At 61.5% G+C, this 15,447-nt stretch carries 16 protein-coding genes and 1 pseudogene; 13 read left to right on the top strand and 4 right to left on the bottom strand.

The window, feature by feature from the left end:
- Positions 1 to 55: 55 nt before the first annotated feature.
- From EJ997_RS04455 to EJ997_RS04395, 13 genes and pseudogenes are all read left to right on the top strand, one after another.
- Complete coding sequence (locus EJ997_RS04455; protein WP_164719786.1) at positions 56 to 910, top strand: universal stress protein; 855 nt, start codon at positions 56 to 58, stop codon at positions 908 to 910.
- A 263-nt stretch (positions 911 to 1,173) separates the two neighbouring features.
- Positions 1,174 to 2,282, top strand: a pseudogene (locus EJ997_RS04450) (histidinol-phosphate transaminase).
- Positions 2,279 to 2,875 (top strand): imidazoleglycerol-phosphate dehydratase HisB, encoded by a 597-nt coding sequence (hisB, locus tag EJ997_RS04445; RefSeq protein ID WP_126703512.1) that lies wholly within the window; start codon positions 2,279 to 2,281, stop codon positions 2,873 to 2,875. Before EJ997_RS04450 ends, hisB begins: the two are co-directional and overlap by 4 nt.
- Positions 2,872 to 3,639 carry a hypothetical protein gene (locus EJ997_RS04440; protein ID WP_126703511.1) on the top strand — a complete coding sequence of 256 codons (768 nt, stop codon included), beginning with the start codon at positions 2,872 to 2,874 and terminating at the stop codon, positions 3,637 to 3,639. The genes hisB and EJ997_RS04440 overlap by 4 nt, the downstream gene beginning before the upstream one ends.
- Positions 3,636 to 4,268 carry an imidazole glycerol phosphate synthase subunit HisH gene (hisH, locus tag EJ997_RS04435; protein WP_126703510.1) on the top strand — a complete coding sequence of 211 codons (633 nt, stop codon included), beginning with the start codon at positions 3,636 to 3,638 and terminating at the stop codon, positions 4,266 to 4,268. The genes EJ997_RS04440 and hisH overlap by 4 nt, the downstream gene beginning before the upstream one ends.
- 2 nt (positions 4,269 to 4,270) lie before the next feature.
- Positions 4,271 to 5,002, top strand: coding sequence for a bifunctional 1-(5-phosphoribosyl)-5-((5-phosphoribosylamino)methylideneamino)imidazole-4-carboxamide isomerase/phosphoribosylanthranilate isomerase PriA (gene priA / locus EJ997_RS04430; RefSeq protein ID WP_126703509.1), 732 nt, complete (start codon positions 4,271 to 4,273; stop codon positions 5,000 to 5,002).
- Positions 4,999 to 5,727 carry an SseB family protein gene (locus tag EJ997_RS04425; protein WP_126703508.1) on the top strand — a complete coding sequence of 243 codons (729 nt, stop codon included), beginning with the start codon at positions 4,999 to 5,001 and terminating at the stop codon, positions 5,725 to 5,727. Before priA ends, EJ997_RS04425 begins: the two co-directional genes overlap by 4 nt.
- A gap of 388 nt (positions 5,728 to 6,115) precedes the next feature.
- On the top strand, positions 6,116 to 6,751 hold the full coding sequence (gene infC, locus EJ997_RS04420; protein ID WP_228201578.1) for a translation initiation factor IF-3: 636 nt from the start codon (positions 6,116 to 6,118) through the stop codon (positions 6,749 to 6,751).
- Positions 6,752 to 6,806: 55 nt separating this feature from the next.
- Positions 6,807 to 7,001: a 50S ribosomal protein L35 gene (rpmI, locus tag EJ997_RS04415; protein WP_126703506.1), complete on the top strand. Its 195-nt coding sequence runs from the start codon at positions 6,807 to 6,809 to the stop codon at positions 6,999 to 7,001.
- A gap of 22 nt (positions 7,002 to 7,023) precedes the next feature.
- Entirely contained in the window at positions 7,024 to 7,413 is a 390-nt protein-coding gene (gene rplT, locus EJ997_RS04410) for a 50S ribosomal protein L20 (RefSeq protein ID WP_126703505.1), read from the top strand.
- A gap of 65 nt (positions 7,414 to 7,478) precedes the next feature.
- Positions 7,479 to 8,270 (top strand): TrmH family RNA methyltransferase, encoded by a 792-nt coding sequence (locus tag EJ997_RS04405; protein ID WP_164719784.1) that lies wholly within the window; start codon positions 7,479 to 7,481, stop codon positions 8,268 to 8,270.
- A gap of 278 nt (positions 8,271 to 8,548) precedes the next feature.
- Positions 8,549 to 9,355: an SGNH/GDSL hydrolase family protein gene (locus EJ997_RS04400; protein WP_126703503.1), complete on the top strand. Its 807-nt coding sequence runs from the start codon at positions 8,549 to 8,551 to the stop codon at positions 9,353 to 9,355.
- Between the two features lie 110 nt (positions 9,356 to 9,465).
- Positions 9,466 to 10,554 (top strand): NADH:flavin oxidoreductase/NADH oxidase, encoded by a 1,089-nt coding sequence (locus tag EJ997_RS04395; RefSeq protein WP_126703502.1) that lies wholly within the window; start codon positions 9,466 to 9,468, stop codon positions 10,552 to 10,554.
- A gap of 175 nt (positions 10,555 to 10,729) precedes the next feature.
- Here EJ997_RS04395 and EJ997_RS04390 read toward each other — a convergent pair whose 3' ends face one another.
- The 4 genes from EJ997_RS04390 to EJ997_RS04375 all read right to left on the bottom strand — a co-directional run bounded on the left by EJ997_RS04390 (position 10,730) and on the right by EJ997_RS04375 (position 15,216).
- The gene (locus tag EJ997_RS04390; protein WP_126703501.1) at positions 10,730 to 11,584 is read right to left on the bottom strand and encodes a class II fructose-bisphosphate aldolase; all 855 of its coding nucleotides are present in this window, start codon (positions 11,582 to 11,584) and stop codon (positions 10,730 to 10,732) included.
- A gap of 489 nt (positions 11,585 to 12,073) precedes the next feature.
- Positions 12,074 to 12,937, bottom strand: a complete 864-nt coding sequence (locus EJ997_RS04385) for a sugar phosphate isomerase/epimerase family protein (RefSeq protein WP_126703500.1) — start codon at positions 12,935 to 12,937, stop codon at positions 12,074 to 12,076.
- A gap of 143 nt (positions 12,938 to 13,080) precedes the next feature.
- The gene (gene iolG / locus EJ997_RS04380) at positions 13,081 to 14,067 is read right to left on the bottom strand and encodes an inositol 2-dehydrogenase (protein WP_126703499.1); all 987 of its coding nucleotides are present in this window, start codon (positions 14,065 to 14,067) and stop codon (positions 13,081 to 13,083) included.
- Between the two features lie 69 nt (positions 14,068 to 14,136).
- Positions 14,137 to 15,216, bottom strand: a complete 1,080-nt coding sequence (locus EJ997_RS04375) for a transaldolase family protein (RefSeq protein ID WP_126703498.1) — start codon at positions 15,214 to 15,216, stop codon at positions 14,137 to 14,139.
- Positions 15,217 to 15,447 lie beyond the last annotated feature (231 nt).

Here is a 15,447-nt window from a genome sequence, read left to right as displayed (position 1 = left end):
GTCCTGGCAGAACTCGTCATCGGCCAATTGAGCCAGATGCGTTAAAGTGGTTTGCGTGCCTCACGATCGACCAATAATTGTGGGCACGGATGGCTCCATCCGTGCGCGCTATGCCGTCCTAGAAGCCGCTCGTATCGCAGACCGCTATGGCAAGCACCTGCGGATCATGTCAGCCTATTCGCCGCTGTTCGCCATTCTGGCCTATGACCCAGAACCCCCGAAAGAGGAAAAAGAGCGGATCGAAAAGATCCTTGTCGACTCCAAGGATGCCGTTCTCCAGAAGTTCCCAGACCTTGACGTTGAAACTGAATGGGTGCTGGGCGAGTCCGCTCCGAGCCTCATTAAAGCAAGCGCTTACGCAGACCTCATCGTCGTTGGCGCCCGTGGGCAGGGCGCCGTCCACCGCATGCTGGTGGGGTCTGTCGCCACGAAGGTGGCGGCCAATGCTCACTGCTCCACGTTTGTTGTTCGCGATGCCGAGTACGACATGGATGGCCCCATCACCGTTGGCGTCGGCCCCGAAGCAAACTCCTTCCGTGCCGTCAAGGCCGCCTTCCGATATGCTCGAGCTGCCGGAACGAGCGTGCGGGGCCTTCGTGCCCACCAGCATTCCGCCGCCGGCCTTGTCAATATTCCCGACGGTCCGCGCAAGGATTGGTTACAGGGGGAGATCGACAAGTCCGTGGAACTCAGCAAGAAAGGCTTCGACGAAGTCGCCGCGAAGTTCCCGGACGTGGAATCCGAATTCGTGCACATCCAGGCGCACGCCACCGACTCGCTGATCGACGCCGCTGGAATCAGCCGCCTCATCGTTGTTGCCCCGAACGGTAACGGGGGAGACGATAAGAGCCTAGGATCGGTTGCTCTTGCAGTCCTCCACCACGCACCCGCCGTTCTCATCGCCCGATAGGTTCCGGTAGACGCGGGTTTCCCGGCTCCGGGGCTGCGATCGTTCGGACCTGACAGGACCGGGTAAGGTGCGGGGCCGGGGGGCCAGGATGACTCTTGCTAGTCCCTGCGCGCTAATGCCGGGATTGGTGGTTATCGCAGGCGCTGTATGCCGTTACCGGCTCATGCTGTTATTGGGCGGCTTCAACGCGACTTGGCGGAGATGTGGTGGTACGGACATGGACGGGAATATCGTCCGGCCTTGAGATTCCGTAGAATCGGGGCGTGAGCATTCCTTATCGCCCGGCACTTGCCGGCTTTGAACCCTATGGCGCACCGCAGCTCGACGTTCCCGTCGCGCTCAACGTCAACGAGAACCCCTATGCGCCAAGTCCCGCACTGATCGCAGATATTGCAAGTGCCGTGGCCGGCGCCGCCGGGACACTGAACCGTTACCCGGACCGGGAGTTCCTCGACCTGCGCCAGGATCTTGCCGACTACCTTGCGGTCGAGTCGAAGGTCCGGCTTGCTCCCGAGCAGATCTGGGCCGCCAACGGCTCCAATGAAGTCATGCTCCACATTCTCCAGGCCTTCGCAGGGCCCGACCGTTCGGTCCTGACATTTATTCCGTCGTATTCGATGTACCCGGAGTACGCGAGGGACACGGACTCGACCATGGTGACAGTGCCCCGCAAGGACGACTTCTCGATCGACCTTGCGGAACTCTCCGACATCTTTGCCCGGTACCGTCCCGCCGTTGTTCTCCTTGCCAGCCCGAATAACCCGACGGGGACGGCACTGAGCACTGACGAACTCACGGCTGTTATGGAGGCCTCGATCGGTAACGGCCCGAGGATGCTCCCGGATCCGATTGCCTCGTGGTCGTCGACGAGGCGTACGGAGAGTTCCGCAGGGACGGAGTTCCCTCGGCACTCGAGCTTCTCTCCACCTACGACAACCTGGCGGTGAGCCGGACAATGTCGAAGGCATTTGGGGCGGCCGGGCTACGCCTTGGCTATCTTGGCACGTCGCGAGAAATCGTTGACCAGCTCCGCATTGTTCGTATGCCGTACCACCTGTCGGCCCTCACGCAGGCCGCCGCACGCGCGGCACTTGCCCATTCTTCCGAGCAGCTCTCCCAAGTTCAGGGCATTCGGGAAGCAAGGAATGAGATGGCGGAGCGGTTAAGTTCGCTAGGCTTAGAGGTGGCACCATCGGACGCAAACTTCGTCATGTTCGGGACCTTCCCGGACAGGCACCGGATATTCGCTGATCTCCTTGATCGCGGAATCCTTATCCGAGAGGTCGGCCCCGACGGCTGGCTCCGAGTATCCGTTGGCACACCTGAGGAGAATGACGCATTCTTCGCGGCACTGGAAGAGGCACTGGCATGAGAACAGCAACAATCAACCGGGAGACAAGCGAGTCGACCATTTCGCTCACCCTCGATCTTGACGGTGACGGCACCTCGGATATCGACACCGGGGTCCCGTTCTACGACCACATGCTGACCGCGCTGTCCCGCCACTCCCTCATCAACCTCACGGTCAAGGCCCGCGGTGACGTCGACGTCGACGTGCACCACACTGTGGAAGACACCGCGATCTGCTTCGGCGAAGCACTTCGTGAAGCACTCGGTGACAAGCGGGGGATCCGCCGCTTCGGTGACGCCACCGTCCCGCTCGACGAGGCACTCGCCAAGGCAGTTGTCGATATCTCCGGTCGCCCCTACCTTGTCCACGACGGCGAACCGGCCGGCCAGGAATACCACCTCATTGGCGGTCACTTCACGGGCTCCATGACCCGCCACGTCTTCGAAGCAATCGCCTTCCACGCCGGTATCTGCATGCACATTGACGTGATCCGCGGACGCGACCCCCACCATATTGTTGAATCCCAGTTCAAGGCATTCGCCCGGGCGCTCCGTACCGCTGTTGAACCCGATCCCCGCGTCACGACAATCCCATCGACGAAGGGAAAGCTATGAGTGGAAACACGAAACGCTATGTCATCCTGACCCCGTTCAAGAAGGCCGACGTCCTCGCCGGCATCTGCAAACTCCACGGACTCGACGTTTGGGTCGTTCCCTCCAAGAACGGCGCCATGGTGGTGCACGACATGCCGGTGCCGGTCTTTGATGACTGGGACATCTCCGAGCTCCTCGGAGGAGCCCCCGGTGACGGCGAGGGCGCCGACAAGGTGGCCGCAACCGATGAGCCATCGGCAGAAGGCTCAGCCGACTCGAAGACCGAAGCTTTGGCTGCTCCTGCGGACGCTGTGCAGTCCGCGGAAGCTGGCGACGCCCCAGCAGAGCCCTCCCAGGCTGGTTCCGGCGATGGCTCCGACGCTGGCGACGGCGATAAGGATCCCGACGTTCTTGATGCTGACGATCGCGATGCTGTGGCGCGGAAGCTTGCGAGCCTGACCCGCGAGGGCGTTATCGCACTCACTGCCGAACTCGGTGAGGATGTCGGCAACGAAGAGGGCGTGTCCGGCCTCGTTACCGCGCTTGCCTTTGACTACAAGGGCAAGGTCGACGACGCTCCGGCCGGACTGATCGTGGCCACGGGGGAGTCCGTCCTCGAAGAGATGTTGCTCGGTGACACCGAGCCCTCCAAGGTTAAGGGCGCGATCCGTTCCGGTGAGATCCAGTCGAACTTCCTCGAGAAGCTCGCCAAGGGTAAGCCGGATGCTGGGGAGGCCCTGCCCCCTCGCAGGCCTCGCCGCTTCTTCGGCAAGGACGGTTCGTGAAGGTAACCGTCTTCGACTACGGATCTGGCAACGTCCACTCCGCAGTCCGTGCGCTCGCGCAAGCGGGCGCCGACGTGTCACTCACGTCCGATCCTGGCGAGGCTATGTCCGCGGCCGGTCTGGTCGTTCCCGGCGTGGGTGCCTTCGACACCGTTGTGAAACGCCTGCGGGCCTTGCGGGGCGACCGGTTCATTGAGCGCCGTCTTGCAGGCGGCTTGCCGGTGCTGGGTATTTGCGTTGGTTTGCAGGTGCTCTTCGAAGCCTCCGAGGAGCACGGGAGCCGTGAGTCCGGCCTAAACCAATTCCCGGGCACCGTCACCAAGTTGCCGTCCGAGATCGTTCCGCACATGGGATGGTCAACCGTGGAAACCGCACCGGGCTCGAAGCTTTTTGCCGGGATTAAGAACGAACGGTTCTACTTCGTGCACTCTTACGGTGTGCAGACCGATCCTGCCCAAGATGCTGACGATCATTTCGCACCTCCCGCTATTTCCTGGGCTAGCCACGGTGGCCGCTTCGTTGCGGCAATCGAGCAGGGCCCGCTCTCAGCTGTTCAATTCCACCCGGAGAAGTCCGGCGAGGCAGGACTGCGCCTGCTCCGCAACTGGCTCTCCACGCTCAAAGGATAACCATGACGAAACCACTGCAGCTCCTCCCCGCGATCGACGTTGTCGAGGGCAAGGCCGTGCGCCTGCTCCGCGGTGAAGCAGGAACCGAAACCGGATACGGCGAACCGGCCGACGTCGCCCGCGACTGGATCGCGGGAGGCGCAACCTTCCTCCACCTCGTGGATCTTGATGCGGCGTTTGGTCGCGGTGACAACCGGGAACTGCTCCGCCAGATCGTTGCCGAAAGCACCGTCCGCGTTGAGCTCTCCGGCGGAATCCGCGACGACGAGTCACTGAAGGCGGCGCTGTCTGCCGGTGCCACCCGCGTCAACCTGGGCACGGCTGCTTTGGAGGACCCGGAGTGGACCGAACGTGTCATCAAGGAATACGGCGACCAGGTTGCCGTTGGCCTCGACGTACGCGGCCGCACCCTGTCCGCACGCGGCTGGACGAGGGACGGCGGTGAACTCTTCGAGGTTCTTGACCGCCTCAACGAGGCAGGCTGCTCCCGATACGTTGTTACCGACGTGGCGAAGGACGGCACCATGGAGGGACCGAACACGGTCCTGCTCTCCGAGGTCTGTGCCCGCACCGATGCCCCCGTCATTGCTTCGGGTGGCGTCGCCACACTTGCTGATATTGAGGCGCTACGTGCGCTCACCGATATCGGTGTCGAGGGAGCCATCGTCGGGAAGGCCCTCTACGCGGGCGCCTTTACCCTTCCCGAGGCTATCGAGGTGGCGGGAGAGCAGTGAGCACCGCACAGGACAAGCTCAAGCCGAACCCGTTCGCGAACGACGACGGCAAAACAGTTCCGGCACTTGCCGAGGCGCTCGACCTGGAGGAGTTTGCTCCCCGCCTCGAGGCCATCGTCAATGTCCTCCCGGACAGCCGCGTTCTCGTTCCCGTGCTCGCCCACGATCACCCGGGCCGCACGGCCGACGGCGGGGTTGTCGATCACGCCTCCCAGGATAAGGACCCGTGCAAGGCAGCCGCGATGCTGGCTGTGGAGGCACCGGACGGTCGTGCGGCCATGCCGATCTTCTCCTCGGTTGAGGCACTCATGAACTGGAACCCGAAGGCACGACCCGTTCCCGTGCACACGCAGAACGCCGCCATTGCCGCGGTCGCCGAAGCGGACTCCCTCCTGGTTCTCGACGCAGCATCCGACCGGCCCATGCTTCTTGGCAGGCCCGCGGTCAATGCTCTCGCAACAGGGGAGCGGTGGACCGCACCCTGGCGGGACGAGGAGTTGCCGACAATCGTTGCCCGCGCACTTGCCGGCATCGAGGGCCTCAAGGGCATTCAGATCACCCCGGGCCGCAAGGCCGAGACGGCCATCGTCATTGCCGTCGACGGTGAGGCACCGCGCGAGCTGATCTCCGCGGCACTCAACGAGGCAAGCCAGCGGCTCGGCCAGATCGAAGAGCTCCAGCACAGGGTCGACTCGATCGAACTGATCCCCGCCCGCACCGCATAGCTGGCCTCGCACGGTGTGGCTTTGCTCAAAAGGTCTAGCTTGACTCGATTGCCCTGGCTTCGTTCGAGTAGCCACGATCCGTTCGACTGGCCTGGCTTCCTTTAAATGGCCTGGCTCGACGCCGTCTCGACCCAAGCCGACCACCTCCTGCACCGGAGTTCGAGCATGAGGCCCTAGGTCTGAAGTTGGGTGAGGACAGGTGCTTCGGTAACGAATGCCACAGGAACATCCGCCCCCGTAACAGAAAACACAGGGGCGGATGTTTCATGTTCTGGTACGATAGAAGCCGACCGACCGGTCAACAGGACCGGGACGCAAGCGGAGAGATCCCACCTGGGTGCCTATGGTACCGGGTTATGAGAGTCACCATGGCGGACAGTTGTCTGCCGTGACACCTCTGCTCCGTGCGCGTACACGTCGAGAATACAGAGGAGCAATTATCAACGAACCAAGAGTCAATGAGCGGATCCGGGTGCCCAAGGTACGACTTGTCGGCCCCGCCGGCGAGCAGGTCGGTGTCGTCCGCGTTGAGGATGCACTACGCCTAGCACAGGAAGCCAATCTAGACCTGGTCGAGGTTGCGCCGAACTCTGAACCTCCGGTAGCCAAGCTGATGGACTACGGCAAGTACAAGTACGAGGCCGCTATGAAGGCCCGTGATGCTCGCCGTAACCAGGTGAATACCCAGCTCAAGGAGATCAGGCTTCGCCTCAAGATCGACACCCATGACTACGAAACCAAGAAGGGCCACGCTGAGCGGTTCCTGAATGGTGGCGACAAGGTCAAGGTGATGATCCAGTTCCGTGGACGTGAACAGTCCCGCCCTGAAATGGGAGTCAAGCTACTGCAGCGGATGGCGGAGGACCTCCAAGAGGTCGGCACCGTCGAATCGCATCCGCGTCAGGACGGCCGCAACATGGTCATGGTCATTGCGCCGATCCGTAAGAAGTCAGAAGCCAAGTCCGACCAGCGCCGTCGCCGCGAAGCCGAGCGTGAAGCACGTCGGGCACAGAAGGCCCAGTAGCCCCCATAACTCCCCGCCCGCAAGGATCTTGCGGCCAACGAAAGAGGAAACAACTATGCCTAAGATGAAGCCGCACTCCGGTGCCAAGAAGCGTTTCCGGGTCACCGGATCCGGCAAGGTTATGCGTGAGAGGGCCGGCAAGCGCCACCTCCTCGAGCACAAGTCGTCGCGCCGTACTCGTCGCCTGTCCTCGGACCAGGTGCTCAGCCCGGCAGATGCCAAGAACGTCAAGAAGATGCTCGGCATCTAGCCGACCAAGGAGGATTTGAAACATGGCACGTGTCAAGCGCGCAGTAAACGCACACAAGAAGCGTCGTACCGTTCTCGAGCAGGCCAGCGGCTACCGCGGCCAGCGCTCGCGCCTCTACCGTAAGGCCAAGGAACAGGTCACCCATTCCTTTACCTACAACTACCGCGACCGCAAGGTCCGTAAGAACGAGTTCCGCAAGCTCTGGATCCAGCGCATCAACGCTGCAGCTCGTGCCGAAGGCATGACCTACAACCGTTTCATGCAGGGCCTCAAGCTTGCCGAGGTCGACGTCGATCGCCGCATGCTCGCCGAGCTTGCAGTGAACGAGCCGGCCGCCTTCAAGGCTCTCGTTGAGACCGCCAAGAACGCCCTCCCGGAGGACGTCAACGCCCCCAAGGGCGAGGCAGCCTAAGTGAGTGAATGCGGGGCCGGCACATGCCGGCCCCGTTTTCTTATCTTCTTATCCGAAAGATGACGATGCGTAAGTACCACGACTCGATGACCGGCCAGCTCCTCAAAGTCCAGGGGCTCTACATGGCAAAGAACCGGGCCACCTATTCCCAGGAGGTCGCCGAAGGACCCCAGGCTGTCCGGGAAGCCCTGTCGTGGGCGGGGGAACGAGTCCGCGACATCTACGTGACCGAAGACGTCCTTCAGCGCTACCCCGAGTTTGAAGAAATGACCGACGGCTACTGGACCCACGTCGTTCCCGAAAACGTCCTGGGTCAGGTATCGGGAGACGCTCAGGGGATCCTCGCGGTCCTCAACACGGCACCCAAGCCCGACATCGATTCCCTGTTCGATAACACCGACCTGGTGTTGCTGGGGGTTGAGATGCAGGACCCGGGCAACGCCGGAACAGTAATCCGCACGGCCGATGCTGCCGGTGCTGGCGCCGTTCTCTTCGGAACTGGCTCCGTTGACCACGGCTCTGCCAAGGTCATCCGTTCAGCCGCTGGATCCACGTACCACCTGCCGATCCTCGGCAACCTCGACCCCCGCTCCGTTATCGCCACCGCCAAGAAGCACGGCTTCCAGGTGCTCGCTACCGACGGCGATGGAGACGTCACTCTCGGATCCAACGAGGTCGATCTGACGGTCCCCACGCTGTGGATCCTCGGTAATGAAGCGCGCGGGCTGCAGGGCGAGATCCTCGATCGCGCCGATGTCACCGTGTCGATTCCGATCCCCGGTAAGGCCGAGTCCCTCAACGTCGCAACCGCCGCCGCGGTTTGCCTCTACGCAAGCGTCCTTGCCCGCCAGGCGTAGCGCACTGATTTGTTCTTGCGACACCCCGGTGCGATATCAGCGGGGTGTTCGCATCTCTCCTGCCTGAACGGCACTTGTTCACGAACGTCCTGTTCGTCTCAGGGCGAGTTCGCGTGGGGTTTACGCTGAAGGGGTCTGCTTGGCACGCGTTCTCGCAAACGATGGGATTCCCGCATTTGATCTGTACGCCCCCTGACAGTATGAAGTGGAAGAAGCTACGCCAGTGCCCGCGGTATCCAGGGAACTGAACTATCCTGGATGAGGCGAGGGGAGTGCATGTGAAACTCAGAACGGTTGCTGTCGGCGCAGGTGCGGTACTGGCCGGTGGCCAGGTCATGGCTCAGAGAGCAAAGAAGGTCTCCAATCAGAGAAGGCCGTTCGCCAGGTATTGGGAACGGTCCAACCTTGACGTGATCGCGAAGATCGTCAGAAACCGGCAAGCCGGCCTACCGGATCCGCTGATTTATGTAGCCCTGGGAGACTCGGCCGCGCAGGGCCTGGGAGCGACAGACCTCATGGATGGTTACGTCCCACGCTTGGCTGCCTCCCTGAAAGACATGACGGGCCGCGATGTTGCCCTGATCAACCTGTCTGTCTCGGGTGCCGTGATCCCCTCCGTCCTCACCCACCAGGTGATGTCCCTGCGAGGCATCCAAGCGGATGCCGATATCGTGCCCGACATCGTGTCTTGCGATATTGGCGGTAACGATGTGGGATATCGGCTGCAGCCGGAACTCATGGCCGAATACGTACAGGCACTCACCGCAGCACTGCCAGCAGGTACTTTCATTGCCGACGTACCGAGCTTCGGTCCGGGACCCCACGGCAGAAGGGCACGCGAGATCTCCACGATTATTCGGAGCTATGCGGACCGGGACAGCCACCACATGATCGACCTGGAGAACTTCACGTCGTCCTTGCCGCTCGCTGCCTACCTGTTCCGGTACCACTCCACCGACCTGTTCCACCCGAACACTCATGCCTACCAGCACTGGGCACAGCTGTGGGTGGATAAGATTGGCCCCGTGATTGGAGCCCCCACCGTTGACGTCGCAGACGTCGCCCCCTATCAACCCTGGGCCTGAGCCCAACGATCAGTTGGCCTTGGTCGCGTACGGCTTTGGTCCTTGGCCACCACTGCGGCCCGGCCGCGCCCAAATGTCGAGCGGCCCAGTGCGGCCGTGGAAGGAGAATCGTGTCCCAACTCTTCACTCCGATCACCATCGGAAACGTCACCGCCCGAAACCGGGCATGGATGTCACCAATGTGCCAGTACTCCTCAGCTCCCTTAGGAGAAGAACTGGGCAGACCCAATGACTGGCACTACGTGCACTATCCGACAAGGGGATGGGGAGGGGTTGGCGCCATCATCGTCGAATCGACGGCCGTCAGTGCTGAAGGCAGGCTATCGCCATACGACCTGTCGATTCACAACGATGACCAGATCGCGTCGTTCACGAAGCTCGCACAGCTGATCTCCGGAACGGGTGCTGTCCCCGGTATTCAGCTTGGTCATGCTGGTCGCAAGGCATCCGGCCCGCGCCCCTGGGAGGAACAGACGCTGCTCTACCCATCGGGCTCGGAGATCGGCTGGAAGCCCGTGGCACCCTCACCGATCGCTTTCTCCGAGGTATACGAGGAACCGCATGAACTCACCGAAGATGAGATCCTTGGCCTCATTGACTCCTTTGGTCAGGCGGCACGTCGTGCCACAGAGGCGGGGTTCCAGATCGCCGAGCTACACGGAGCCCACGGCTACCTGATCCACCAGTTCCTGTCACCGATCTCCAACCAGAGGACCGACAGGTGGGGGCAGGACCGCATGCTGTTCGGCCTCGAAGCAATTAAGGCAGTACGCCGCGAATTCCCGGGTGTTGTGGCAATCCGGCTCTCGGCAACCGACTGGTGCGAGTTCACGGACGATCCACGGACGGGATGGACGGTTGAGGAGACTCGCACGTTCATTAACCGGGCCAAGGAAATCGGCCTCGACTTTGCCGATATTTCCTCCGGCGGCAACATTCCCGACGTGAAGATCCCCGCTGGCCCGGGCTATCAGGTTGGCTTTGCCAGGGAGCTCGCAGACACGGGTGTTCCGAGGAGTGCCGTCGGGCTGATCACCGAGGCAGTACAAGCGGAGCAGGTTGTGCGGGAGAGCGCCGATGTCGTCATGCTGGCCCGCGTTCTACTCTCGGATCCCTATGTGCTGCAGGCATGGCGGACGCGCCTACGAGAGAAGCCAGAGTTTGCTCAGCCGTACCATCGCCAGCTCATGAGGAGCTAGCGGAATCCAAGTCTAGTCCCTACCAGTTGCTGCACGATGCAATAGGGCGGGACGAAGAAGTGGGGAGCACGCCAATAGGCATGCTCCCCACCACTTACCTTGCTGGCGATTTAGCCGGTTGATCTACGGCGGCCAAGTGAGCCGCAACTGATCCCCAACGTGTTCGCTCCGCGGCCTAGCTCTTTCCGTACAGGATGCCAACGAGGTTGTTGAGGTTTTGTTGGACGGCTTTGGTGGCGATGGTGGTTAGGTCGGAGAAGATGAAGGTTTCGGGTTTTTCGGCGAGGTAGTTTTGGACGGCTTCGAAGGAGGCTTTGTCGGCGTAGGTGTAGTAGTTGATTTTGGCGACTCCGCGTTTGATGCATTCGCGGTATTCGCTGTCGGTCAGGCCCGAGCCACCGTGCATGACGATGGGGACACCGGTTTTTTCCCGCAGGGTGGAGATTAGGTTGTAGTTGAGGTTGGGTTCTGCCTTGTAGAGTCCGTGGACGGTGCCGAAGGAACAGGCTAGGGCGGTGACGCCGGAGTCACGTACGAAGGATTGTGCCAGGTCGGGGTCGGTGTAGAGGGTTTCATTGCTGGTGCCTGTGCTTGCTTGGGAGCCGTCTTCGCGGCCGGGCATGACGCCGAGTTCTGCTTCGACGCCGTAGCCGTATTCGTTGGCGAGGGCCACGACTTTTTGGGTGAGGGCGAGGTTGTCGTCGTAGGGGAGGCGGGAGGCGTCGATCATGGCGGAGTTAAAGCCGACGTCGAAGCCGCGTTTGACGTAGTCGTAGGATTCGCCGTGGTCGACGTGGACGACCAGGGGAGCGGTGGAGCGTTTGGCGAGTTCGACCATGACGGGGCCGATGTCTTCGATGGTGTTGATGGGTTCGTGGACTTCGGCGTGCTGGAGGATGAGGGGGATGTTGTGTTGTTCGGCGGTGCGTACGGCCGCGAGGAGCATCTCGTAGGTGGGGGTGTTGATCGCGGCGATGCCGACCTTGTTTTGCTCTGCGTAATCGAGAGCTTCCTTCAAACTAATAAGCACAATAACTCCTGCTGTTTGGTGTGACCTTTCGCTGCGAAGCAGCGCGTGCACGAATCCCATGAGGATGTGGCGGTGTGCGGGACAACGGCGACCCACTCCCGATGCGATGCATGCCTCAAGCTGACTCTACCGCTCCATTCCGGTTATAAACGGACCGGAAGTCTGGGTGGGATGATCTCTTTGCACCGAGAGCTTGACCGGGGAAACTGTGCAAGAACCGTTGAACTCAGCTGGAGCGGATCCACCGTGAGACGTCGGTGGAAGGCGCGGAGGGAAGCGGCGGATAAGCAGGGAGCGAAGCACCCGTCGGTATGGCTGTGCTACTAGGCAAGGCCTTGGAGCGGGCCTGGAGAAACAATGTGTGCGGGAAGGGTGTGGACAAGGACGAGTGGCGACAAGAAAGGGCCGGGCGGAAGCTCCGTGGAACTGTCCGCCCGGCCCCGGGGTGACCGGTCGCTACACGACGCGGGAGAGCGCGACCGATCTACGCTAGCCAGCCAGCGCCTTGAGGGCGTTGTAGGACTTGCGAGCATTGTCGATGGGGCCTGCGCCGGCGGCGGGCTCCTCATCGAGCATGATGTCCTGCTCGAGAACGTAGTAGCCGTCAAAGCCAGCATCGTTCAGCGCGGAGACAATGGCGGCGAAGTCGATATCGCCCTCGCCGATCGGGACGAACATGCCGCCCTTGATGCCGTCGCCCCAGACGAGGTCGCCGGGCAGGAGCTTGTCGGTCATGTCCTTGTTGATGTCCTTGGCGTGGACAATGGAGACGCGGTCCGCGTACTTCTTCGTCAGGGCAACAACGTCGGCGCCGCCGCAGGTGAGGTGGCCGGTGTCGAGGCAAAGGCCAACGGTCGAGTTGTCGAGGACGCGCTCAACCTCGTCAACGTTCTGAACCATGGTGCCCCAGTGGGGGTGGATGCAGGCGGTGACGCCGCGGGCCGCGCAGGCCTCCGCGATCCGAGTGAGGTTCGTGAACAGGGTGTCCCAACCCTTTTCGTCCAGGACAGGGCGATCATCGTAGCCGTCGCGGCCGGAATCGGCTGCGAGGACCAGGTAGGAGCCGCCCGCCACCTCGAAGGCGTCCAGCTCCTTGTTGACCTGCGGGATCGGATCAAAGTCGGGATCGTGCATGACGGCAAGGAAGAAGGCTCCGACGGGCTCAAGGTCGTATTCGGATACTGCCTTCGCGCGTTCCTCAGCTTCGATCGGCAGCCAGCCCGGGGGGCCGAACTCCGTGGCGGTCAGGCCAATCTCCTTCATTTCGGTCAGAACGCGTTCCGGCGACATCTGGTATCCCCAGCCCGGTACTTCACAGACGCCCCAGGAAATGGGGGCTCCGGCGATCTTCATGGTGTGGTCTCCTCTCGGCAACATTGCCGCAGTTGGGTTGTTTTTGCTGACATTAAATGGGTTGTTCTGCTGTGTCTTCGTGGATTTTTAGACACGCGTGGGGTGGCCGCCCACGGTTGGTGCAGCCGCGCGCAGTGATTCCCTTAGAGAGTGACGATCGAACCCGTACGGGCCGACTTCTCGGCTGCCTCGGCAAGCTCCAGCGCCTTGCGACCATCCTCAATCGAGGGTGACGGCTTGCGGCCCTCGTCGATTGCGCTGAGGAACTCGTCGAGCTCGACGCTGTAGGCGGCCTCGTAGCGAGCAAGGAAGAAGTCGAGGTAGGGATCCTGACCGTCGGTGACAGTGCCGTTCGAGATCCGCACCGTCGTGGGGCGAATATTGTCGGCGTTGAGCGTTGCCCTGTCACCGAACACTTCGAGACGCTGATCGTAACCGGAGGCGCAGTGCCGCGAGTTCGTGATCGTTGCCGTGGCACCCTCGGCGTTGGTCAGGGTGATGACAGCTCCGTCGAAGTCACCCGTGTCCTTCAGTGCGGGATCGAGGTTCTGGCCGATTGCCACGACCGTTTTGATGTCGCCAAGGAAGAACCTGGCGGTATCGAAGTCGTGGATCGTCATGTCCTTGAAGATTCCACCCGAGGTCGCAATGTATTCGACGGGCGGCGCTGCCGGGTCGCGGGAAATGATGGTGACCTGCTCGATCTTGCCGGCCGCGCCCTCGTTGGCGAGGCTGTGGATCTTTGCGAAAGACGGGTCGAAGCGCCTGTTGAATCCCATCATGACGGTGGGATTGAGGCCTTCGAGATCCTTCTCGAGCTGGTCGACGGTGTCCATGTCCATGGCGATAGGTTTCTCGCACAGAACAGGCTTACCTGCCTTCGCGCACGCGAGCACCTGCTCGGCGTGGAAGGGAGTGGGGGAGCAGATGATGACAGCATCGACCTCCGGGTCGGCAATGAGGTCATCTGCGGATAGTGTCCATCGGGCGCCGTTGGCACGCGCCAATGCAGACGCGGCCTGTTCTACCGGATCCGATACAACGCTGAGCGTTGCGTTCGAATGGGCAGAGACAGACCGCGCGTGCACCTGCGCGATCCGACCGGCTCCAATAATGCCAATCTTGATCACGTGTGTTCGTTTCTCTCGATATTGAATATTCTTGGGTATCGACTCACGGGTGAGTAGAAATCTGTCCACTTACGGGGCGGGCAGAATGATGTCCCGAACCAGGTTGTCGAGCGCGTTGTCCGCGTCGAGGAACTGGCGGAGGGTCTTGGCTGCAGGGCCGAAGGACGAGAACTCGTCCACGGTCATGCCGTCAACGTCGTAGGCCCGGTTGAAGTCGGGGATGCGGCGAAGCTGCTCGATGTAGTGCTCGTCGACCGGCTTGCTCATGCGCTCCTCGGCAACGTAGTCGGAGTTGTTGACGATCTGCTGCCACTTGAACGGAGGGGAGACGACCAGGTCGCCGCCCTGGAACTCGGCCCACTGGTAGGGGTTGCGGAAAGCAGCAACCAGCATGCGAGCCGTGTAGCCGCGCTCCTGGAAGATTCCGTAAGCCTTCTTGACGGCTGCGATGCCGGCCCACTCGAGTGCCGAGTAGTCAAGGAAAATGTTGTCGCGAGCAACAACGTGCTTCATCCAGTCGTCGAGACGACCAACCATGATCGTGACAACCGGCCCCATCTGGGAGACGTCGTGGCCAGCGGCCTTGCGCTTCTCCAAGCCGCGCTCGATAGCGGCAGCGGCCTCAACGGCCTGGGGGACGGAGAACGACACGGTGACGTTGATGGAAACGCCGCGCTCGGCTGCATCCTCGATTGCCTCGATGCCGGTCTTGGTGGCCGGGATCTTCACGACAATGTTGTCGGCAAGGTTGTGGAACTCCTCAGCCTGATCGGCAAGAGCCTTTGCGCTGCGGTGCAGGCGGGGGTCCGTCTGCACGGAAAGGCGGCCGTTGCGACCATTCGTAGCTTTGAAAGCGGGCTCGAGAAGCTTGGCTGCCTCGACCGACATGTCCTTAACGGCCTGCCAACCGATCTCCGACTCGCTCCAGGTTGGGTTGTCGTCAGCGATCCTGCGGATCCGGTCGTTCCAGATCTCGGGGTGCTTCGACAGGGTCGTGTAGGCGATCTGCGGGTTGCAGGTTGCGCCAACTCCACCAAACGAGATCGACTGGGTGAGCTCATCGAGATCCGACGAGTCGTTCCACAGCACGGTGGGGAATTTCTTGGTGGCCTCAAGCAGAGGGCCCTCGGTGAACTGAATTTCGCTCATTGTGTCTAGCTCCTGAACTGTTTCCACCCTCCGGTGCCGCCTTCGTTGGGGGCGGGTGGTCTAAGCACTTACCAGGTTACTGACATATACCGAAAATTGTCAAGACTTTGTGCAGACAAATCGAAAGCTTGGCCTGAAAGGCTGAAATGGCAACGTTGTAGGTGGCCGAGTGTGTCCCAGTACATCCCGAACCTGGGAGGCATTTACCGGTTGAAAATACAATTGTTCGGT

It is taken from the genome of Flaviflexus ciconiae, assembly GCF_003971195.1.
Classification (GTDB): Bacteria; Actinomycetota; Actinomycetes; order Actinomycetales; family Actinomycetaceae; genus Flaviflexus; species Flaviflexus ciconiae.
Note: the sequence above shows the minus strand (reverse complement) of the source record. Positions and strands in the feature narration are given on the sequence as shown.